Source organism: Rubellimicrobium roseum (assembly GCF_006152145.1).
In the GTDB taxonomy this organism is placed as follows: domain Bacteria; phylum Pseudomonadota; class Alphaproteobacteria; order Rhodobacterales; family Rhodobacteraceae; genus Rubellimicrobium; species Rubellimicrobium roseum.
Genome location: NZ_VDFV01000009.1, coordinates 97,702 through 118,567 on the forward strand (window position 1 = coordinate 97,702; position 20,866 = coordinate 118,567).

A 20,866-nucleotide genomic window follows, 5' to 3' on the forward strand; every position below is an offset into this window, starting at 1 on the left:
GGTGCGGCCCGATGTCCACCGGACCGCTCCGCTTTCAGCCCGGCGGCGCGTCCAGCACCTCGCGCAGCCGGGCGGCGAGCTGCTCGACGGTGAAGGGCTTGCCCAGGAGGTGCACGCCCGGGTCCAGCACGCCGTTGTTCACCACCGCGTCGCGCGTGTAGCCCGTCGTGAACAGCACCCGCAGCCCCGGACGTCTCCGCAGCACCTCGTCGGCGAGCTTGCGGCCGTTGGTCTCGGGCATGACGATGTCGGTGAACAGGAGCCCCACCTCGGGATGGGCGTCCAGGAGCCGCAGCGCCGTCTCGGCCCCGTCGGCCTCCAGCACGCCGTAGCCCAGGACGCCCAGCGCCTCGACGGTGAACTGCCGCACGATGGGCTCGTCCTCGACCACCAGCACGACCTCCCGCGCCTCGCCCCGGGGCAGGTCCGGCGCGGCCGGAGCGGGCTCCGCCTCGGCGGCCGAGCCCAGGAGCCGGGGCAGGTAGACCTTGACCGTCGTGCCCTGGCCGGGCTCGGAGTAGATCTTCACGTGCCCGCCCGACTGCTTGACGAAGCCGTAGACCTGGCTCAGCCCCAGGCCCGTCCCCTGCCCCACGGGCTTGGTGGTGAAGAAGGGATCGAAGGCCTTGGCCACCACCTCGGGCGGCATCCCCGTGCCGGTGTCGGTGACCGCGATCAGGACGTACTGCCCGGCCGGCAGGCCAAAATGCTCGGTGGCGTAGCGCGAATCGAGATGGGCGTTCGCGGTCTCGATGGTGAGATGGCCGCCCTCGGGCATGGCGTCGCGCGCGTTCACCGCCAGGTTCAGGATCACGTTCTCGAGCTGGTTGGGGTCGGCGCTGGCCGTCCAGAGCCCCTCCGCCAGCACCGTCCCGAGCTGCACCCCCGCCCCCAGCGACCGCTGCACCAGATCCGACATCCCCAGCACAAGCCGGTTGACATCCACCGGCTCGGGCCGGAGCGGCTGCTGGCGCGAGAAGGCCAGGAGCCGCTGCGTCAGCAGCGCCGCGCGCCGCGCGCCCTCGCCGGCCGCGTCGAGGTAGCGGCGCGACCGCTCGTCGGCGTCGCCCAGGCGGCGGCGCAGAAGGTCGAGCGAGCCGATGACCGCCGCCAGCATGTTGTTGAAGTCGTGGGCGATCCCGCCGGTGAGCTGGCCCACGGCCTCCATCTTCTGGCTCTGGCGGAGCTGCTCCTCCATCGCCGCGCGCTCGGCCAGCGCGTCCGCGACGCGGCGCTCCAGCGTGTCGTTGATCTCCTGCACCTCGCGGAACAGCCGGGCGTTGTCGATGGCGATGGCCGCCTGCGCCGCGAGCCCGACGACGAGCCGCTCGTGCTTCTCGTCGAAGCGCCCGGGATCGGGATGCCCGAACAGGAGCCCGCCCAGGACCTCGCCCGACCGCGACACGACCGGCACGCCCATGTAGCTGCGGACCGGCAGGTGGCCCGGCGGCATGCCGCGATGGGGCTCGAGCTGCCCGTGGCGCGGGTCGCGCAGGATGTCGTCCGACCGGACCACGCCCTCGTTGCTGAAGGTCGGGGCGAAGACGCCGGTGGCCCGCACTCCGCCCAGCCCTGCGAAGTCGGACGGGTTCGCGCCCGACAGGGTGTAAAGGTGGAACCGCTCGCCGTCCGGGTCGCGGACGTTCTGGAAGAAGGCGCCGAAGCGGGCGCCCACGATCTCGACCGCCGCGTCCGTCAGGCGCTGGAGCAGCCGGTCGATGTCGAGCTCGCCCGCCAGCGTGGCGCCGGCGCGGTTCAGCGTCTCCAGAAGGCGCGACTCCTCCTGCGCCCGTGCCTCGGCCTCCTTGCGCGCGGTGATGTCCACCACCCAGACGCCCACCGAGGCCACGGCGCCCGCCGCGTCGCGCACGGGGTAGAAGCTCACGAGCCAGTGGCGGATCTGCCCGGGCGCGGCGGCCGTCTCGCCGCTGACCTCGATCCCGCGAAGCGTCTCGCCCGTGGCGAAGACCTGGTCGAGCACCGGCGCCACGATGGCGGCGTTGACCGGCAGGAGGTCTTCGAGGCGCCGTCCGATGTGGCCCTCGACCGAGAAGCCGTTGATGGCGGCCAGTTCCTCGTTGATCCGCAGCCAGCGGTGCTCGCGGTCGAAGAAGGCGATGCCCAGCGGCGCCGAGACCAGGAGCGACTCGAGCTCGGCCGTCCTCGCGCGCAGCTCCTCCTCGGCGGCCTTGCGCTCGGTGATGTCGAAGGCGACGCCGGGAAAGCGCCGGGACCGCCCCTCGGCGTCCCGCAGGCAGCGCCCGCGCGCGATGACCCAGTGGACGCCGCCGTCGCGGCCCAGGATGCGGTACTCGGCCCGGTACTCGCCCCCGCCGGCCACGGCCTCGCCGATCAGGCGCTGGACCTCGGCGCGGTCGTCGGGATGGATGCCGGCCAGGTACTCGGCCACCGGCAACCCGGATCGGGCGCGCTCGGGATCGACGCCGCACATCTCCGCGAAAAGCTCGCTGGCGTGGATGCGGTCGCCCTCCACGTCCCAGTCCCAGGTGCCGATGCCGCCCGCCGCGTCCAGCGCGAAGCGGAAGCGCTCTTCGCTCTCGCGCAGCGCCGCCTCGACCTTGCGGCGCCCGGTCACGTCGACGAAGGCCGCGACCGCCCCGCGCGTCCGCCCGTCCGCTCCGAGGAGCGGCACGGCGTTGCCGACCAGGGCGACCTCCGAGCCGTCGTCGAAGGCGATCCGCTCCTCGAACTCGCGCACGATCTCGCCCCGCGCCGCACGCTGCACGGGCAGGTCCTCGGGCGCCAGTTCCCGCCCCTCCGTGTCCAGCAGGCGGAAATGGCGCAGCCGCTGGGCGGCCTCGGGGTCCGACTTGGACTGGTTCGCGCCATCGTCGCGCACCCGCAGCAGCTCGCGCGCGGCGCGGTTGCCGTCGATGCGGCGCGCCTCGGGGTCGCGCGCGATCCAGACCGCGACCGGCACGGCGTCGAAGGTGGCCTCCAGGTCGGCCATCGCCTCGGCCAAGGCCTGCGCCGTGCGCTGCCGCTCGGCCTCGGCGGCCTTCTCCTCGGCGATGCCGCGGGCTTCCAGAACGGTGCCCACCGCCCGGCCTTCCTCGTCGAGCACCGGGCTCGCGGTGTAGGCCACCGGGTAGAAGGACCCGTCGGGCGCCACGAAGATCTCCTCGCCGCTCACCCGCCGGCCCTCGAGCGAGGCGCAGCCGATGGGGCAGTCCGCCAGCGGATAGGGACGGCCGTCGGGGTGGGTGTGGTGGACCACGTCGTGCAGCGGCCGGCCCCGCAGCGCCTCGAAGCGGTGGCCGGTCAGCCGCTCGGCGGCGGCGTTGGCGTAGACGCAGCGGTACCGGTCGTCCATCAGGAACACCGCCTCGCGCGTGTTGTTCAGGATGGCGTCGAGCCGCCGCGTCGCCTCGCGCAGGCTGTCCTCGCTTTCGCGCAGCGCCGCCTCGGTCCGCTTGCGCGCGGTGATGTCGATCGAGGCGCCGATGAGCCCCACCACCGCCCCCCTGGCGTCCCGCAGGGGCGCCTTGGTCGAGAACCAGACCGCGGGCGTGCCGTCGGGCCGGCTCACGGCCTCCTCGACCTGCTCGGCCACGCCCGTCTCCATGATGCGCCGGTCGTTCTCCATGACGGCGCGCGCCTGATCGGGGTCGTTGAGGAACTGGGCGTCGGTCCGGCCCAGGTACTGCTCGGGCGGCTTGCCGATCAGCTCGGTCGTGCCGCGGTTGGCGACCAGCATCCGCCCCTCGCGGTCCTTGGCGTAGACCACGCCCGGCACCGCCTCGGCGAAGGTTTCGAGCATCCGCGTCGCCCGGTCGCGCTCGGCCTCGGCCGCGCGCCGCGCCTCGATGTCCAGAAGCACGCCCGGAAAGCGCAGCGGCGTGCCGTCCGGGCCCAGGTCCACCCGCCCGTTGGCCTCGATCCAGTAGTGGCGCCCGTTCCGACGCCGCACGCGGTACTGGTGGGCATAGGCCCCGCCCCGCGCGATGGCCTCGTCCATGGTGGCGTTCAGCCGGTCGAGATCCTCGGGATGGACGGTCTCCACCACCTGATCGATGCGCAGGCCGCGCCGGCAGTCCTCTGGGTCGAGCCCGAAGGCCACGGCGAAGCGTTCGTCGGCGGTGAAGCGGCCGGTCACCAGATCCCAGTTCCAGGTGCCCAGGATCGCGCCCGCGTCGAGCGCGAGCCGCACCCGCTCGGCCTCCTCGCGGGCGCGCGCCTCGCTCTCGCGCAGCCGCCGCTCGGTCAGGACATGGCCCGTGGTCTCCTGGCAGGCGCAGAAGAAGCCGGCGACGGCCCCCGACTCGTCGCGCACGGGCGTGTAGGAGAAGGCGAAGTGCGTCTCCTCCGGGTAGCCCCGCCGCTCCATCATCAGCGTGATGTCGTCCATCTGCACGGGCTCGCCATCCAGCGCCCGCTCCACGATGGGCCGCAGGTCGTCCCGGATCTCGTGCCAGACCTCCAGGAAGTCGCGCCCCAGCGCGGCCGGATGCTTGCCCGCCAGCACCGCCGCATAGGCGTCATTGTAGAGAAGCGTCCGCCCGGGGCCCCAGGCCACGAACATGGGCTGGCTCGCCCCCAGCATGACGCCCAGGAGCGTGCGCAGGGGCTGCGGCCAGCCCGACGCCGGTCCCAGGGGCGTCGCCGCCCAGTCATGCGCCCGGATCAGCGCCTGGACGGGGCTGTCCGCGCGATCGGGCCGGGGCGGAAGGATGCGCTCCATCAGCGGCTCCGGCGGCGCGCGACGGGGAACTGGGGACGGCGCGGACGCGACATGGCGGGCCTCTCCGTTCATGGGACCCGGGATAGGTCCCCCAAGGCTCTAATGCGCCGGCGGGCCCGCATCAACGTCTCCGCGACGTTCCGGCGTCGCCCCGAGGCTTGACCCCGACCGTCCCAGGCTCCAGAGGGGGCGCCGTCAGGCCGGGAGGGGGCGCGGGAGCGGATGGGCCACTGGCTCGTGACAGGCGGCGCGGGGTTCATCGGGCATCACCTCGTCCAGGCTCTGCTCGGGCGGGGCGACGGGGTCGTCGTGCTCGACGACCTGTCGGCGGGGCGGGCCGAGCGGCTGCCCGCGGAGGCGCGGCTCGTGACGGGCGACGTGCAGGACGCCGCGCTGGTGGCCGGGTGCCTCCGGGGGGCGCGCGGGGTCTTCCACCTCGCCGCCATCGTCTCGGTCGAGCGCTGCGCGCAGGACCTCCTGGGCGCCCACCGCGTCAACCTCGCGGGCACGCTCACCGTGCTCGACGCCGCCCGGCGGGCGGGCAACCTGCCGGTGGTCTTTCCCTCCTCGGCCGCCGTCTACGGCGACGCGGGCGAGCGGACCTGCGCCGAGGACATGGCGCCCGCGCCCATCTCGCCCTACGGCGCGGACAAGCTGGGCTGCGAGCACCACGCCCGCATCCTGCACGGGCTCCACGGCCTGCCCACGGCCGCGCTCCGGCTTTTCAACGTCTACGGGCCGGGGCAGGACCCGCACTCCCCCTATGCCGGGGTGATCGCCCGCTTCCTCGACAACCGGCGCGCGGGCCGGCCCCATGTCCTCCACGGCGACGGCCTCCAGACGCGCGATTTCGTCGAGGTGGGCGACGTGGTGCGCGCGCTGCTGGCCGCGCAGGACCGGCTGGCGGAAAAGCCCCGGGCGCTGCTCTGCAACGTCTGCACGGGGCGCTCGATCAGCCTTCTCGATTTGGCGGCGACGCTGGACCGTCTGGGCGGCGGCGCGCCCACGCCCATCCGGCACGGCCCCGCCCGGCCCGGCGACATCCGCCATTCGCGGGGGTCGGCGGCGCGGATGGAGGCCAGCCTGGGCCTCCGCGCCGCCACCACCGTCGAGACGGGGCTCGCGCGCCTCCTCTAGCCCGCGAGCGCGAGGGCGCGCGTCGCCTCCCCTTCCCAGCGCAGGCCGCCGGCATAGCGCCAGGCCATGCGCCCGCTGGGGTCCAGCGCAAAGAGATGCAGCCAGCGGTTGTCGAAAAGCGCCCGCACGCCGTCGTGGCGCGCCAGGATCTCGGTCATCGCCTCGCGCGGGGCTTCGACGCAGACCGACAGCCGCAGGGGCTCGTGGACCAGCCGTTCGCCGTCGTGGACCGACTGCCAGGGCAGGCCGGGGCGCAGGGTCCCGCCGTTGCCCTCGACCACACCGATGCCGCCCGTGACGTTGTGCAGCAGCTTGTTGCCCGCGCCGAAGGTCTCGGGGGCGACGACCGAACCGTAATATTGCAGCCCGATCCAGCTCGCCACCACGACGGGGGCCGTCAGGATCAGCTCCAGCGTCTTGAACTCGCGGTCCTCGCGCCAGGCGTAGTCGTGCAGGAAGGCCCGGCCGCCCAGCCCCTTGCCCCGCGTGCGCGCCCGCGGGGCCGCGATGAAGGCCTTGCAGCCCGCCAGCGCCCATTCGGGCCGCGTCTCGGCCCAGTCGCGGCTCCGCCGCGCGATCGTCCCTTCCGCCGCGCGCGGCAACCGCAGCGCCCGCTCGGCCCGCGCCAGCCGCCCGGCCTGCGCCAGCCATCCCCGCGCCCGCTCCACGTCCGCCTCGTGCCCGCCCGCGGGCGCGTCCGCCTCGAACAGCGTCACGGCGTCCGCCGTGGTGTCGTGCAGGCCCGCCACGAACAGCGTGTCGCCCGGCACCGCGATCCCGCGCGGCACCAGCCCCGTCCGCACGTCCGGGTCGTTGAGGAGCTGGGCCAGGAGCCGCGCGTTGACCTCGCCCGAATGGCCACCGCAGGCCCCGCACTGGAGCGCGCTCGCATGCGGGTTGTTGGTGACGCCCGCCCCGTGCCCGACCAGCAGCACGAGCCGCGCGAAGCCCTGCGTGAGCGACATGGCCCGCAGCACCGCCTCGGCGGCGTTGACCCGCGCGGGCAGGTCCAGCACCGTGTCCAGCACGGGTGCGGGGTCGTGGTCCCGGTCCCCCGCCTTCAGCCCCAGCGAATCGCGCAGGAGCTTGCCCGCATAGACCGGCCCCGTCGCCTCGACGAAGGCGAAGGAGGACACGGCGGCCAGCTTGAACCGCCCCCAGGCCCGCCCGGCCCGCGCCTTGACCCGCGCCGCCCGGTCCTCGCCGGGCGCACCCTTGGCCCGGCTCCGCAGGGCGGGGGTCAGGAGCACCGGCAGCCGGTGCTCCACCACGTCCGAGGCGAAGCGCCGATGCGCCGCGCCCAGCCCGAAGAAGCCCGCGAAGCCCATCGTGCCGATGCCGGGATCAAGCCCCTCCAGCGCCCGCCGGATCACCTCGGAGCGCACGTCGATGCAGAAGGCCGCCTGCATCGCGGGCCGCCCCTCGGGCGCTCGGGACGCGGGCGCGACCAGCGTCGTGGCAAGCTCGCGCTGCGCCGCCCGCTCGGCGGCCTCCTGCAGGAGCGCGTCGGTCATCTGGTCCGCCGTGGGCAGGACCGGCTCGGCATGGGCCGCCCGCGCCGCCGCCCAGCCGTCGGCGACGCGCGCGCCGCCCAAGGTCCGCAGCGCGTCCTCCCACACGAGCCGGATGGCCAGCAGCCCTTCCAGCGTGTCGTCCGTTCCGCCCCCCAGCTCCGCCTGCCAGAGCCGCGTGCGCCCGGCCATCGCCCAGCCGCCGAGCGACACCAAAAGCGAATGGAAATAGGTGGGCAGCGACGCGGGCGGCAGCCCCAGCCGGTCCACGGCCTGCGCCAGCGCCTCGCGCGCGGTCTCGGGCGCGGCCGCGACATGGGCGGCGAAGCCCGACAGCCCCAGGATCTCGGGCGTCAGGTCCCGGATCGCCACCGCCCGCCAGGCCGCATAGGCCCCCCGGCCCCGCGGCGCGGCCCAAAGAGCCTGCCCCTCGTCGAACCAGCCCGCCGCCCAGGCGCCGATCCGCTCGGCGACGATGCCCGGCCAGTCGGTCCCCGTGGCCTCGGCCACCAGATCGGCCACAGTCGGCACGGCGCGGGGCGCGGGCGCGGGCCGCCCCACGGCCGCCCTGAGCGTGGCCAGCGACTCGGGCCCCAGCCCCTCGGGCGCCCCGGCCAGCGCGCCCGACAGGTCCTCGTCGGTGATCCGTCCGTCGGCGATGCGCTCGGCGTACCAGGCCCGCGGCATGGTCACGGCGATCCCGCCCACCCGCGCCATCCGCGCGGCGGTGGTCCACAAAGGCTCTGCCGCCTGCCCCAGGAAGGGGTTCACGGCGACGGTGGCCGACAGCGGGAACAGGGGCGGCACGGCCCGCTGCGCGGCGTCGATGGCCCGTGCGAGCGAGCCCGTGCGAAGGTCGGCGATGGCGTTCATGTCAGCTCACTCCGCAGGAAAGGCCGGGCGCGCATGGGCCCGCAGCAGGCGGTCCCAGACCGCGTTCACGTAAAGTCCGTTCGACAGGTGCACCCGCAGACCCGCCGCCGCCGGATGCCCGGACCAGAGCGGGAAGGTCGCCTGCGCCCAGGCCACCGCGCCGAAGCTCAGCACCGCCAGCACCATCAGCGTCCATTCGAGCGGCCCCGGCGCGGGTGTGGGGGGCAGCGTGCCCGCCATGGTCCATTCCGCGCCCTTCTGGAGCGCGAAGTAGCCCACCGCCGTCGCCACCGAGGCAAGCGCCGTGCGCCGCGTCAGCGCCCGCGGCGCGGCGTCGGCCAGGCCCTGCGCGATCAGGTAGGCCACGCCGAAGATCAGGATCGCGCCCAGCGCCATCGCCTGCGGGCTCTTGTCGGCGAAGCCGAAGGCCAGCCCCACCGCCGCGTAGATCCCCAGCGCCGCCAGGAAGGCCCGGCCCACCGCCCGCGCGTCGGGCACCGCCACCGGGCCCGGCCGCCGGATCGCCGCCACGACCTCCACCGCGCCCCCCGAGGCCAGGAAGGCATGCGCCTTGTAGAGCGAATGCGCCACGATGTGCAGCAGCGCCAGCGGCCAGAGCCCCAGCCCGCATTGCAGGATCATGAAGCCCATCTGCCCCACCGTGGACCAGGCGAGCGAGGTCTTCACCGCGCTCTGGGTCAGCATGACGAGGCCCCCGAAGATCGCCGTGAAGCCCCCGACCATGACCAGCCCCGCCATCACGCCGGGCGCGAGCCCCATCACGTCCGCGAAGCGGATCAGCAGGAAGCCCCCGGCGTTGATGACGCCCGCGTGCAGCAGCGCCGAGACCGGCGTGGGCGCTTCCATGACCTCGGTCAGCCAGCCATGCGTGGGGAACTGCGCCGACTTCAGCAGCGCCGCCAGCGCCAGGAACCCCGCCGCCCAGAGCGCGGAGGCCGGAGCCAGCCCGTCGCGCGCCGCCGCGCCCATGGCCGCGATGTCGGCGGTGCCGTAGGCCCACAGGAGCAGCCCCGCCGCCACGGCCAGCATGGCGTCCCCCGCCCGCGCCGTGACCCATTTCTTCCGCGCCGCCCGCTGCGCCGCGACCCGGCCAGGGTAGAACAACAGGAGCTGGTGCAGCGCCAGCGAGGTCGCCACCCAGGCCGCCACGAGCTGCCCCAGCGTCCCCGCCGTCACCAGCAGCATCACCGCGGCCAGCGTCAGGGCCATCCAGCCGGTGAAGGCTCCCTGCCGCGCCTCTCCGTCGAGGTAGGTGGCGCTGTAGCGCAGGACGACCCAGCCGATCCCGCTCACCAGCAGCAGCATCGTCACGCTCACCGCATCGAGCCGCGGCGCGAGGAGCCCCGGCACCACGGTCGCCGTGACGGGCCCGCCCGCGACCAGCAGCCCCAGCGACAGGAGCGCGACGAGGACGGCCCCCAGCGCCGCCCCCTCGTCCAGCCGCAGGCTCCGTCGCGGACGCAGGCCGGGGCCGCGGAAGGCAACCGCCGCGGCGGCGATCAGGATCAGGGGAGCCAGCAACGGGATCAGGCCGGGCACGGGGAACGCCTCCTCGGGCGGTGAATGACGTTCAGTCAGCTACGGCTTGCCAGCAGAGAAGAAAAATACAATGTTTGCCCCGAAACGTTCGATCAAATGGAACGATCATGCCGGATCTGAACTACCTGCACCTGCGCTACTTCTGGGCAGTGGCCCATGACGGGAACCTCACCCGCACCGCCGAGCGTCTGCACCTGTCGCAGTCCGCCCTGTCCGTGCAGATCCGCAAGCTGGAGGAGTCGCTGGGCCACGCGCTCTTCGAGCGGCGCGGCCGGGGGCTGCACCTGACCGAGGCGGGCCGCATCGCGCTCGACCACGCCGACGCGATCTTCGCCACGGGCCGCGACCTCCTGGCCAGCTTGGGCGAATCGGGCCGCGCGCGCGAGGCGATCCGCGTGGGCGCGCTGGCCACGCTGTCGCGCAACTTCCTCCTGGGCTTCCTGCGCCCCATCCTGGGCCGGGCCGACGTCGAGGTGATCCTCCGCTCAGGGAGCGAGGCCGAGCTGCTGCGCGGCCTCTCCACCCTGGCGCTCGACCTCGCGGTGCTCGAACGCGCGCCCCAGCGCGACGCGACGACGCCCTATGTCTCGCACCGCTTGGCCGAGCAGCGCGTCTCGCTCGTGGGCACGCCCGCGCTGGCCGGCGAAGGACTGGCGCTGGAAGCCCTGCTGGCCACGCGGCCAATGATCCTGCCCACGACCGACAGCACCATCCGCACCGACTTCGACGCGCTGGTGGACCGGCTGGGCCTCAGCCCGCAGATCGCGGCCGAGGTGGACGACATGGCCCTGATGCGCCTTCTGGCGCGCGAAGGCGTGGGCCTCGCCGTGCTGCCGCCCATCGTGGTCAAGGACGAGCTGGCCGCGCACCTCCTGCTGGAGGCCGCGCGCCTGCCCGGCATCCAGGAAACCTTCGTCGCCGTCACCGTGGAGCGCAAGTTCCCCAACCCGCTCCTGCGCGAGCTTCTCCTGCGCGCCGAGGGGCTCCAACTCGGTTAACCTCTCCGAAACCCCACCGCGCGGTGGTCGAAGGACTCGTTAACCCCTCATGGGCAGGCTGGCCCCGAAAGGACCCGCCATGCCCCTAGACGCCCTTGTAGCCCCGGTACCACTCGACCCAGCGCCGCAGGCCCACCTCGATGGGCGTCGTGGGCTCGAAGCCGTGGTCGCGCCGGATGGCCGAGATGTCGGCGTAGGTCGCGGGCACGTCGCCGGGCTGCATGGGCAGCAGCTCCCGCTCCGCCTTGCGCCCCAGCGCCTCCTCCAGCACGTCGATCAGCCGCAGGAGCGGCTCGGCCCGGTTGTTGCCCAGGTTGTAGATCCGGTGCGGCGCGTCGCCCGTCCCCGCCGGGGGCGGCGAGTCCGACACGGCCAGCACCCCCGCCACGATGTCGTCCACGTAGGTGAAGTCCCGCGACATGGCCCCACGGTTGAAGACGGGGATCGGCCGCCCCTGCAGGATCGCCTCGGTGAAGGCCCAGACCGCCATGTCGGGGCGCCCCCAGGGCCCGTAGACGGTGAAGAAGCGCAGGCCGGTCAGCGGGATGCCGTAAAGGTGGGCATAGGCGTGGCTCATCAGCTCGTCCGCCTTCTTGGTCGCCGCATAAAGCGACACGGGCTGATCGACCGGGTCGCCTTCCGTGAAGGGGAGCTTGGACTGCCCGCCATAGACCGAGCTGGACGAGGCATAGACCATCCCCTCCAGCCGCTCGGCCCGCCGCGCGACCTCCAGCATGTTGAGATGCCCCACGAGGTTCGAGGCGACATAGGCCTGCGGATTCTCAATGGAATGCCGCACCCCCGCCTGCGCCGCGAGATGGATGATCCGCCGCAGCCCCTGCCCCTCCAGCGCCGCGCCCAGCGCGCCCGCGTCGGCGATGTCCACCTGCGCGAAGGCGAATCCGGGATGCGCCAGCGCCGCCAGCCGGTCATGCTTGAGCCGGGGGTCGTAGTAGGCGTCGAGGCTGTCGATCCCCAGCACCCGCTCGCCCCGCGCCAACAGCGCCTTCGCCACATGGAAACCGATGAACCCGGCCGCGCCGGTCACCAGCGTCGTCACGGCCGCACCCGGTCGGGGTCGCGAAGGGCGGTGGGCATGGGCGGGCTCCAGCGGACAGGTCGTCCCTGCCCTTTGCGCCCGTCCCCCCGCCTGTCAAGGACGCTGGCGCCCGCCGGCCCCGCGCCGTGGCCTCCGCGCCCCTCAGGCCCGCGCCAGCACCTCGCGGTCCAGAAGCCGCAGGAGGTCGCCGAAATAGCCTTCGCTGCGCGCGGGCTGGGTCGGGTCCGAGGTGATGACGGCCGTGATCCCCATCTCCGGCGCCACCGCGATCACCTGCCCGCCATAGCCCCGCGCCAGCGCCACCGTCCCGCGCGGCGCCCGCCCCAGGAACCACCCATAGCCGTAGTCGAGCCCCGAGAAGGGCGAGCGCGTCACGGGTCGCAGGCTCGCCTCGATCCAGTCCCGCGACAGCACCTGCTCGCCTTCCCAGGCTCCCCCCTGCCGCACCATCTCGCCGATCCGCAGCATCGCCCGCGGCGTCAGCGCCATCTCGTTGCCGCCCAGGTAGTAGCCCTGCGGGTCGCGCGTCCATGGCGCGACCTCGATGCCCAGCGGCTCGCCCAGCCAGTCCCGCGTCATGGACAGGAGGCTCTCGCCCGAGGCCTCGGCCAGCGCCGCGCCCAGGACATGGAAGCTCCCCGTCGAATACAGCATCCGCCCGCCCGGCTCGGCCACGAAGGGCCGCGAGAGCTGGTTCGCCACCCAGTTGCCCGACGACACCCATTCGCCGTAGCTGGGCCCCGAGGTCCGCTCCAGCCCCGCCCGCAGCGTGACCAGATTCTCCAGCGTGATCCCCGACACGCGCCGGTCCGCGCCCTCGGGAATGATCCCCGGCGCGACCTCGCCCAGCGTCGCGCCCACTCCCGGCACCACGCCCCGGTCGATGGCCCCGCCCAGCACCAGCGCCACGATGGACTTGGACACCGACTTGACGTTGGCGGGCGCCTCCAGCCCCGGCCCCCGGAACGCCTCGGCCACCCTCACCTCGCCACCTTGCGCGATCAGCAGGCTGTGGAGCTGCCCGAGCCCCCGCGCGGCCTCCACCGCGCCGGCCCAGGGGTCGCCCTGCGCGAAGGCGGGCGCGGCAAGACCGGCGGCAAGGCCGGCCAGGACGAGGCGGCGGGTCGGATGCGGCATGGGCGTCTCCTCGGGGAACCTGTCGCGCCCTAGGGTGGCCGCCGCGCCGCGCCTGTCCAGTCAAGGAATGGCGAGGGGCGCGCGAACGCTCGACGCCGCCGCGCAGCCCTTTAGGCTTTCGCCACCCCTGCCCGAAGGACCCGCGCCCCGTGAAGCCCGCCCATCCCGAGCATCCCGCCCCCGCCGACGCCCCGGCCCGCGCCGCCATCCCCCCGGTGGTCTGCTACCCCGTCGAGGGTCTGCCGCATCCCGACCTCGTTGCCCTCCGCGCGGCCCGCGACGGCTGGCGCAAGGTCTCCGAGACCCTCGTCCCCCCGCGCGACGCCCGCTGCTTCGACGTTCCCGCCGGTCACTTCGTCCGGATCACCTCCGTCGAGGGGCCGCAGGTGGGCGACCTCAACCTCTGGTCCGCGCAGGACCTGTCCGAGCGGTTCTTCTCGGGCAAGACGCGGGCGCTCCACGGCACGCACCTCTCGACCGGCGACCGGCTCTGGTCCAGCCTGCCCTTCCTGCGCCCCCTCGCCACGATCACCGCCGACACGCTCGACTGGTACGGATTCGACGACCACGGGGGCGGCGTCCACGACGTGATCGGCACCCGCTGCGACCCCTACACGCACAACCTCCTCAGCCAGGGCGGCCAGTACCACCACTGCTGCCACTCGAACCTCACCCGCGCGCTCGCGGACCGGACGGGCCTGCCGCTCCACGAGGCCGAGAGGCACGTCCACGACGTGCTCAACGTCTTCATGTGCACGGGCTTCCTGCGGGACACGGGCCAGTACTTCATGAAGGCCTCGCCCGTCCGCCCCGGCGACTTCCTCGAACTCTTCGCCGAGACCGACCTCTTGGGCGCGCTCTCCGCCTGCCCCGGCGGCGACTGCTCCTCCGAGCATTCGTCCGACGCCGCCCGCTGCTTCCCGCTCCTCGTCGAAGTCTTCGCGCCCCAGGCCCCGCCCGCCGGCTGGTCGCCCGCGCCGCGCAACGGCTACGACCGCAGTCACGGGCTTTAACCTTCCGTTAGACCCACCGCGCGGTGGTGGAAGGAACGCTTAACCTTTCTCCGCCACCCTGATCGCAGGAGGCCGACGTCCGGCCCCGCGAACAGGGAGCACCCCATGGCCCGCTCAGGCCGCCAGCAGCAGCTCGGCCGTCACGTCGTCGGTGATGAGCCCATGCGCCAGACCCGCGCCAAGCTGCGCGCGGATCACCGGCACCTTGTGGGGCCCGGCGGCGGCCAGCACGACCTCGCGCATCGCGGGGAGCCGCGCCACCGGCACGCCCACGACGCGGCGGTTGATCGGATGATCGATGGGCCGCCCCTCGGCATCGAGGAACTGCCCCAGCAGGTCCCCCACCGCGCCCGCCCGCGCCAGGTCCTCGGCGGTGACGTCGGCGGGCAATCCGTCCCGCACGAGGAACGACCGGTCGGACAGGTCCCCCGTCACCAGGATCGCGAGGTCCGCCTCCTCGGCCTTGCGGATCTGCTCGTGGAAGGGGCGGCTCGCCATGACCGCCTCGGCCATCGCCTGCGTCTCGAAGTAGATGGGCGCGGGCAGCACCGAATGGCGCGCCCCCAGCCGCTGCGCAAGGTTCGCCGCCACGCCGAAGGTGTTGAAGCGCAGCCCCGACACCGTGCCCCCGATGAGGCTCACCACCTCCAGCTCCGGCAGGCTGCGGGGCTTCAGCGCCCGGATGGCGTTCTCGATGGTCAGGCCCCAGGACACGCCGATGCTTCCCCAGGCGTTGCGGGCCAGCCCTTCCTCCAGGAAATAGGCCAGCGCCGCCCCGACCGCCTGATGCCCGTCGTCGGCCCCCCGGTCCGCCAGTCCCACCCGCGCGAAGCGCAGTCCGAAACGCTCCACGAGCCGCGCCTGAAGGTCCAGCGCCGCCGCGAAAGGGCTCGCCATCTCGACGCGGACCAGGCCCCGCGCCCGCGCCAGCCCGATGCCCCTGTTCACCCGCAGCCGCGTGACGCCCAGCCGCTCGGCGATCTCGGACTGGGTCATCCCGTCCACGAAGTAGAGCCAGGCGAGCTGAACGAGGAACTCCTCGCTGTCCTCCGAAACGATTCCCGATGCCACGCCACGTCCTCTGTCGCCTGCGCCCGATCCCACCTGTTAGCGATACAAGTGTATTTTTTCCTTTACAACTTTTTCGTCCTGCGTAACGTAACGTCTGTCCCGCCCCGGTTCCGCAGCCCGGACCGGCGGGGGGCCAAGGGATCAACAGGCCGGGACGCGCCACGCGGACACCGGCAGGGAGGACAAACAGTGTTCATGCGTCATCTCGCCACCTCGCTCGTGGCCCTGGCCATCGCCTCGCCCGCGATGGCCGACTTCTGGTCGGACGCCGCCGCGCCCTACCAGGGCGTCACCATCCGCGGCGTCTCGGAAAGCACGCCCCCGTCCAACTACGTCCGCGACGTGCTCGCGCCCCAGTTCACCGAGGCCACCGGCATCCAGGTCGAGTTCGAGACGACCTCCTGGGACCAGATGTACGACAAGGCCATCAAGGACATGGAGGCCGGCTCCGGCATCTACGACTTCGTCTACATCGAGCAGGACGCGATCTACTCGTACCTGTCGCGCGACTTCCTCGTGGACATGACCCAGATGATGGCGGACAACCCCGCCCTCGTGAACCCGGCCTTCGACTGGGCCAACTTCACGACCTTCATCGACTACTTCAAGGACCCCAACAAGAACGACCACGTCTTCGGCGTGCCGATGGAGGCCTTCATCAAGGTCTACCTCTACCGCAAGGACCTGTTCGAGAACCCCGAGATCCAGGCCTCCTTCCAGGAGAAGTACGGCTACGATCTCGCCCCCGCGACCACGTTCCAGCAGTGGCGCGACATCGCCGAGTTCTTCACCGCCTACGGCCAGGAGACCGGGCAGGAGCTCTACGGCACCACCGTGCAGGCCGCCTCGGGCCACCCGGCGTCCTTCTACGAGTTCTGGGAATCGGTCGCGCCGCTCTACGGCGTCTATGACTGGGGCATCAACCAGGAGACCTGGACCGCCTCCGTCGCGAACGGCGGCCGCATGAACTCGCCCGAGGCCGTCGAGGCGCTGACCTTCTGGCTGGGCCTGCTGCAATACGCGCCCCCCGAGGCGACCGCCTCGACTTGGGACGAGGTGGCCTCCTCCTTCGCCGCCGGCCGCGCCGCGCAGGGCCTCGTCTACGGCGAGAACGCCACCTGGATCGCCACCAACGCCGAGAAGTCCTCGGTTGTGGGCAACGTGGGCGTGGCCCTGCCCCCCACCGCCGAAGGCGTGATGGAGGCGGCCCAGTCCGGCGAGGGCTACATCGGCTACTACGATGGCGGCGCCTTCGGCATCCCGCATTCCTCGGCCAACAAGGAGGCGGCGCTGCTGTTCATGCAGTACATCGCCCAGCCCGAGCTCCAGGCCGGCTGGGCCGAGGCCGGGGGGCGGATCGTCCTGAACAGCACCTACGAGGACCCGAAGGTGCAGGAGATCGACGCCAAGACCGACAGCTACTTCACGCTGATGAAGGACAGCGGCGCGCTCTTCGCCGGCGCGCCTCCCTATCCGTTCCACAACCAGGTGCGCGAGGTCTCGGCCCCGTTCATCTACGAGGCCATCATCGGCAACCTCACCCCGCAGGAGGCGCTCGACCAGATGGCCGCCGCCACCGAGGCCGAGCTGAAGAACCTGGGCTACACGGCCAACTGAGGTTCCTGACCGGGGCGCCCGCGCCCCGGTCCCACCCTTCGCGCGGGGGCCCCATCCCCCGCGCCCGCTCTCCGGGACTCCCCCATGCGTTCCTCGACCACAGGCTGGCTGCTGCTCGCACCCACCATCGCCGTGCTCGTCCTCACCGGCGTGCTGCCCTTCCTTTACGTGCTGGCCATCTCGTTCTTCGACTGGAACCTCTTCGCGGTGAACCCCGAGCCGCGCTGGGCCGCCGCCAACAACTTCCGCCGCCTCGTCCACGACGCCGAGTTCCTCAAGTCCATCTGGCTCACGCTTCTCTTCACCCTCTGGGTGGTCGCAAGCCAGGTCATCCTGGGCTTCGCGCTCGCGCGGCTGATGATGCGGGACTTCCCCTTCAAGAAGGTCTTCCGCGCCGTCCACACGCTGCCCCTGATGATCGCCCCCATCGCCGTGGGCGCCACCTGGCGGCTGATGACGGTGCCGGGCCTCGGCCCCATCCCCTACTACCTCAAGGACTGGTTCGGCATCGACTACCGCCTGTCGATGTTCCCCGACCAGGCCTTCGCCAGCGTCGTCGTCATGGACATCTGGCACTGGACGCCCTTCGTGACGCTGACCATCCTCGCGGGCCTGTCGAACCTGCCGCAGGAGCCGGTCGAGCAGGCGCGCATCGACGGCGCCCAGGAGTGGCAGATCTTCCGCGACATCGTCCTGCCTGCGATGAAGCCCGTGCTGCTGACCACGATCTTCATCCGCATCATGGACGCGCTGCGCGTGGTGGACGAGGTCTGGATGCTGACCCAGGGCGGCCCCGGCGCCGAGACGCGCTTCATCGGCCTGCATATCTGGAAGATCGTCTTCCCCAAGACCGACTACGGCTACGGCTCGGCCATGTCGCTCCTCACGTTGTATATGACCATCGTCATCTGCTGGCTTCTGTATGCCGCGATGACCGCCCGCAAGGACCGCGCGTCATGACCCGTCCCGGCCAACGCTGGACCACCTTCGCCATCTGGATCCTGCTCTCGCTGCTGACGCTCCTGCCGATCTGGTGGATGTTCCTCGTCTCGGTGAAGCAGCGGGCCGACCTCTTCGGAAAGCCGAGCTTCCTGCTCGATGTGTCGAGCATGACCTGGGACAACTACGCCTCGGTCATCACGAACCCGTCCTTCCAGAAATACATGCTGAACTCGCTGATCGTCTCGACGGCGAACGCGGCGCTGGTCTGCGCGCTGGGGCTGCTCGCTGCCTATGCGATGTCGCGCTACCGGATGAAGGGCAAGGACAACATCTTCTTCTGGGTCCTCACGAACCGCATGGCCCCGCCCGCGGCCTTCCTCCTGCCGCTCTACCTCCTCTACACGGGGGTCTTCCAGGCGGGCGAATGGTCGCTCTTCGACACGCGGATCGGCCTCATCCTCCTCTACTGCGTGCTGAACCTGCCCTTCGCCTTCTGGCTCCTCCAGGGCATCATCGACGGCATCCCGGCCGAACTGGACGAGGCCGCCTACGTGGACGGCGCCTCGACCTGGCAGGTGCTGCGCACGATCATCATCCCGCTCGCCGGCCCCGGCATCGCGGTGACGGGCATCCTGACCTGGGTCTTCGCTTGGAACGAATACCTCTTCGCCTCGACCCTGACATCGGTCAACGCCCGCACGATCACCACGGGGCTCGCGGAGTTCGTCACCGTGACGGGGACCAACTGGGGCCAGATGGCCGCCGTGGCGATGCTCACCCTCCTTCCCGCCGCGCTGGTGCTGGCGCTCGTGCAGAAGCACATCGTCGCGGGCCTCACCTTCGGAGCCGTCAAGGGATGACCAGCATGCCGGGCCGCCGGGGCTTCCTCCCCATCCGCACCAACACCTTCGACCGCGTCTTCATCTCGGTCGTGCTCTTCGTCGCCATCCATCTTCTCTGGATGCGCTTCCTCGAACCCGCGCTGCCCCTGTGGATCGCGACGGCGCTGTCCGTCGCCCTGGGCGCGCTGATCGTCAGAAAGGGATAGCCCCTTGTCCTCCGTCACGCTGCAATCGGTCCGCAAGACCTGGGGGAGCTTCGAAGCGCTCAAGTCCCTCGACCTTCACATCCCCGACGGCGAGTTCCTGGTGCTGCTCGGCCCCTCGGGCTGCGGCAAGTCCACCACCATGCGCATCATCGCGGGGCTGGAGGAGGTGAGCTCGGGCACCCTCCTCTTCGACAAGGAGGACGTGACCCGCGTCCATCCCCGCCGCCGCAACGTGGCGATGGTGTTCCAGAACTACGCGCTCTACCCCCACATGACAGTCGCTGAGAACATCGGCTACCCGCTCAAGGTCACGGGCGTGGACAAGGCCAAGGCCCGCGAGCAGGTGCTCGACGCCGCGCGCAAGGTGGACCTGACGGACTACCTCCAGCGGCTGCCCAAGGACCTCTCGGGCGGGCAGCGGCAGCGGGTGGCGCTCGCGCGCGCCCTCGTCCGCGATCCGCGCGTGTTCCTCCTCGACGAGCCGCTCTCGAACCTCGACGCCAAGCTGCGGGTGGCGATGCGGGCCGAGATCAAGCACCTCCAGCGCTCGATCGGCGTGACGATGATCTACGTCACCCACGACCAGATCGAGGCCATGACGCTCGCGGACCGGATTGTCCTGATGAACAAGGGCCAGATCCAGCAGGTCGGCACCCCGGACGAGATCTACGACGATCCGGCGAATCTGTTCGTCGCGGGCTTCATCGGCTCGCCGCCCATGAACTTCATCACGGGCGAGGTCGCGGACGGCGTGTTCCGCGCGCCCGGCGTCATCGTCCCGGGCGCGCCGGGTCGCGGCCCTGCCACTCTGGGCTTCCGGGCCGAGGACGTGACCCTCTCGCCTTCCGGCGCCTTCCAGGGCACCGTCTTCGAGGTCGAACCCACGGGCGAGGCCACCTACCTTGTGGTCGAGGTCGGCGGCGCCCGCGCCATGCTGCGGACGGACAAGAAGCACCGCCCGGCCCTCGGCTCGCCGGTCGCCTTCGACGTGCCCGCCTCGCAATGCCTCTTCTTCAATCCGTCGGACGGCCTGCGCATCCGCCGTCCCGCCCCTCATCTCCAGCAGGTGATCGCATGAACATCCAGACCAATCCCGCGACCGAGGCCCCCGTCATCCCCGAGATCATGAAGGCCGTCGTCTGCCACGGCCCCCGCGACTACCGGCTGGAGGAGGTGCCCGTGCCCCGGCCCGGCCCGGGCGAGGTCCTCGTCCGCGTCCACCTCGCCGGCGTCTGCGCCTCGGACGGCAAGGCCTGGGACGGCGCGCCCAAGATCTGGGGCACCAACGACGGCCAGGGCCGCTACATCGAGCCGCCGGTGATCGTGGGCCACGAGTTCGTGGCGCAGGTCGTGGCCTTTGGCGAGGGCGCCGAGGGCCGCGACGGGCTCGCCATCGGCGACTACGTCTGCTCCGAGCAGATCGTGCCCTGCCAAGACTGCCTCTACTGCAAGGAAGGGCTCTACTGGCTCTGCGAGCCCCACGACATCTACGGCTTCCACCAACGGACGCCGGGCTCCTGGGCCGAGTACATGGTCTTCCCGCGCAAGGCGCTGAACTACAAGCTGCCCGCCGGCATGGACCCCGACCACGGCGTCTTCGTCGAGCCCCTGGGCTGCGCCGTCCACACGATCAACCGCGCCGAGATCCGCTTCAACGACGTGGTGGTGATCGCAGGCTGCGGGTCCCTGGGCCTCGGCATGGTCGCGGCGGCCAAGATGAAGAGCCCCAAGACGATCGTCGCTCTCGACCTGCACCCCGCCCGGCTCGAACTGGCCAGGAAATGCGGCGCCGACATCACCATCAACCCGCGCGACGAGGATGCGGTGACGAAGGTGAAGGAGATGACCGGCGGCTACGGCTGCGACGTCTACATCGAGGCGACGGGCGCCCCCCGCGCAGTGACGCAGGGCCTCGACATGATCCGCAAGCGCGGCCGCTTCATCGAGTTCAGCGTGTTCCGCGATCTGGTCACCGCCGACTGGTCGATCATCGGCGACACCAAGGAGCTGGACATCAAGGGCGTGCACCTCAGCCCCCATGCCTACGACACCGCGATCCGCATGATCGCCGAGGGCCGACTTCCCATGGACGAGATCATCACCCACAAGCTGCCGCTCGAGGACTACGAGCAGGGCATCCAGATGGTGATCGACGGCTCGGCCTCGCTCAAGGTGACGCTGCGCCCGTGACCGGGCG

The 20,866-nt window shown here is 72.0% G+C and carries 15 protein-coding genes; 9 read left to right on the forward strand and 6 right to left on the reverse strand.

What is annotated here, in order from left to right:
• Positions 1-34: 34 nt before the first annotated feature.
• The gene (locus tag FHG71_RS23970) at positions 35-4,702 is read right to left on the reverse strand and encodes a PAS domain-containing protein (protein ID WP_218014067.1); all 4,668 of its coding nucleotides are present in this window, start codon (positions 4,700-4,702) and stop codon (positions 35-37) included.
• Between the two features lie 222 nt (positions 4,703-4,924).
• Here FHG71_RS23970 and FHG71_RS09280 point away from each other — a divergent pair, with 222 nt between their 5' ends.
• The gene (locus tag FHG71_RS09280; RefSeq protein WP_139081346.1) at positions 4,925-5,839 is read left to right on the forward strand and encodes an NAD-dependent epimerase/dehydratase family protein; all 915 of its coding nucleotides are present in this window, start codon (positions 4,925-4,927) and stop codon (positions 5,837-5,839) included.
• Here FHG71_RS09280 and FHG71_RS09285 read toward each other — a convergent pair.
• Positions 5,836-8,223, reverse strand: coding sequence for a YbcC family protein (locus FHG71_RS09285; RefSeq protein WP_139081347.1), 2,388 nt, complete (start codon positions 8,221-8,223; stop codon positions 5,836-5,838). The genes FHG71_RS09280 and FHG71_RS09285 overlap by 4 nt on opposite strands.
• Before the next feature lie 6 nt (positions 8,224-8,229).
• Positions 8,230-9,783: a proton-conducting transporter transmembrane domain-containing protein gene (locus FHG71_RS09290; protein WP_139081348.1), complete on the reverse strand. Its 1,554-nt coding sequence runs from the start codon at positions 9,781-9,783 to the stop codon at positions 8,230-8,232.
• A gap of 107 nt (positions 9,784-9,890) precedes the next feature.
• Here FHG71_RS09290 and FHG71_RS09295 point away from each other — a divergent pair, with 107 nt between their 5' ends.
• Positions 9,891-10,781, forward strand: a complete 891-nt coding sequence (locus FHG71_RS09295; protein ID WP_139081349.1) for a LysR family transcriptional regulator — start codon at positions 9,891-9,893, stop codon at positions 10,779-10,781.
• A gap of 85 nt (positions 10,782-10,866) precedes the next feature.
• Here FHG71_RS09295 and FHG71_RS09300 read toward each other — a convergent pair whose 3' ends face one another.
• Both FHG71_RS09300 and FHG71_RS09305 read right to left on the reverse strand, forming a co-directional pair.
• A complete protein-coding gene (locus FHG71_RS09300) occupies positions 10,867-11,841 on the reverse strand; it encodes an NAD-dependent epimerase/dehydratase family protein (RefSeq protein ID WP_139081350.1) in 975 nt (324 codons plus the stop codon).
• 141 nt (positions 11,842-11,982) lie between these two features.
• The gene (locus tag FHG71_RS09305) at positions 11,983-12,978 is read right to left on the reverse strand and encodes a serine hydrolase domain-containing protein (protein ID WP_139081351.1); all 996 of its coding nucleotides are present in this window, start codon (positions 12,976-12,978) and stop codon (positions 11,983-11,985) included.
• Positions 12,979-13,127: 149 nt separating this feature from the next.
• Between FHG71_RS09305 and FHG71_RS09310 the strand changes: the two genes are divergently transcribed.
• Positions 13,128-13,991 carry an urea carboxylase-associated family protein gene (locus FHG71_RS09310; protein ID WP_139081352.1) on the forward strand — a complete coding sequence of 288 codons (864 nt, stop codon included), beginning with the start codon at positions 13,128-13,130 and terminating at the stop codon, positions 13,989-13,991.
• 114 nt (positions 13,992-14,105) lie between these two features.
• Here the strand turns inward: FHG71_RS09310 and FHG71_RS09315 are convergent, their stop codons facing one another.
• Positions 14,106-15,062 (reverse strand): sugar-binding transcriptional regulator, encoded by a 957-nt coding sequence (locus FHG71_RS09315; RefSeq protein WP_139081353.1) that lies wholly within the window; start codon positions 15,060-15,062, stop codon positions 14,106-14,108.
• 195 nt (positions 15,063-15,257) lie between these two features.
• Between FHG71_RS09315 and FHG71_RS09320 the strand changes: the two genes are divergently transcribed.
• The 6 genes from FHG71_RS09320 (at position 15,258) to FHG71_RS09345 (ending at position 20,859) form a co-directional block, all read left to right on the forward strand.
• Entirely contained in the window at positions 15,258-16,679 is a 1,422-nt protein-coding gene (locus FHG71_RS09320) for an extracellular solute-binding protein (RefSeq protein WP_139081354.1), read from the forward strand.
• 84 nt (positions 16,680-16,763) lie between these two features.
• Positions 16,764-17,639, forward strand: coding sequence for a carbohydrate ABC transporter permease (locus FHG71_RS09325; protein WP_139081355.1), 876 nt, complete (start codon positions 16,764-16,766; stop codon positions 17,637-17,639).
• The gene (locus tag FHG71_RS09330) at positions 17,636-18,481 is read left to right on the forward strand and encodes a carbohydrate ABC transporter permease (RefSeq protein ID WP_139081356.1); all 846 of its coding nucleotides are present in this window, start codon (positions 17,636-17,638) and stop codon (positions 18,479-18,481) included. The genes FHG71_RS09325 and FHG71_RS09330 overlap by 4 nt, the downstream gene beginning before the upstream one ends.
• Entirely contained in the window at positions 18,478-18,669 is a 192-nt protein-coding gene (locus FHG71_RS09335) for a DUF2160 family membrane protein (RefSeq protein ID WP_139081357.1), read from the forward strand. The genes FHG71_RS09330 and FHG71_RS09335 overlap by 4 nt, the downstream gene beginning before the upstream one ends.
• A 4-nt stretch (positions 18,670-18,673) precedes the next feature.
• Positions 18,674-19,747: an ABC transporter ATP-binding protein gene (locus FHG71_RS09340; protein WP_139081358.1), complete on the forward strand. Its 1,074-nt coding sequence runs from the start codon at positions 18,674-18,676 to the stop codon at positions 19,745-19,747.
• Complete coding sequence (locus FHG71_RS09345; RefSeq protein WP_218014068.1) at positions 19,744-20,859, forward strand: alcohol dehydrogenase catalytic domain-containing protein; 1,116 nt, start codon at positions 19,744-19,746, stop codon at positions 20,857-20,859. Before FHG71_RS09340 ends, FHG71_RS09345 begins: the two co-directional genes overlap by 4 nt.
• Positions 20,860-20,866 lie beyond the last annotated feature (7 nt).

Coding starts and splice junctions, on each gene's coding strand:
- FHG71_RS09305 (WP_139081351.1), bottom strand. CDS start 12,978: ATGCCGCATCCGACCCGCCGCCTCGTCCTGGCCGGCCTTGCCGCCGGT.
- FHG71_RS09285 (WP_139081347.1), bottom strand. CDS start 8,223: ATGAACGCCATCGCCGACCTTCGCACGGGCTCGCTCGCACGGGCCATC.
- FHG71_RS09295 (WP_139081349.1), top strand. CDS start 9,891: ATGCCGGATCTGAACTACCTGCACCTGCGCTACTTCTGGGCAGTGGCC.
- FHG71_RS09280 (WP_139081346.1), top strand. CDS start 4,925: ATGGGCCACTGGCTCGTGACAGGCGGCGCGGGGTTCATCGGGCATCAC.
- FHG71_RS09320 (WP_139081354.1), top strand. CDS start 15,258: ATGCGTCATCTCGCCACCTCGCTCGTGGCCCTGGCCATCGCCTCGCCC.
- FHG71_RS09335 (WP_139081357.1), top strand. CDS start 18,478: ATGACCAGCATGCCGGGCCGCCGGGGCTTCCTCCCCATCCGCACCAAC.
- FHG71_RS09345 (WP_218014068.1), top strand. CDS start 19,744: ATGAACATCCAGACCAATCCCGCGACCGAGGCCCCCGTCATCCCCGAG.
- FHG71_RS09325 (WP_139081355.1), top strand. CDS start 16,764: ATGCGTTCCTCGACCACAGGCTGGCTGCTGCTCGCACCCACCATCGCC.
- FHG71_RS23970 (WP_218014067.1), bottom strand. CDS start 4,702: ATGGAGCGCATCCTTCCGCCCCGGCCCGATCGCGCGGACAGCCCCGTC.
- FHG71_RS09330 (WP_139081356.1), top strand. CDS start 17,636: ATGACCCGTCCCGGCCAACGCTGGACCACCTTCGCCATCTGGATCCTG.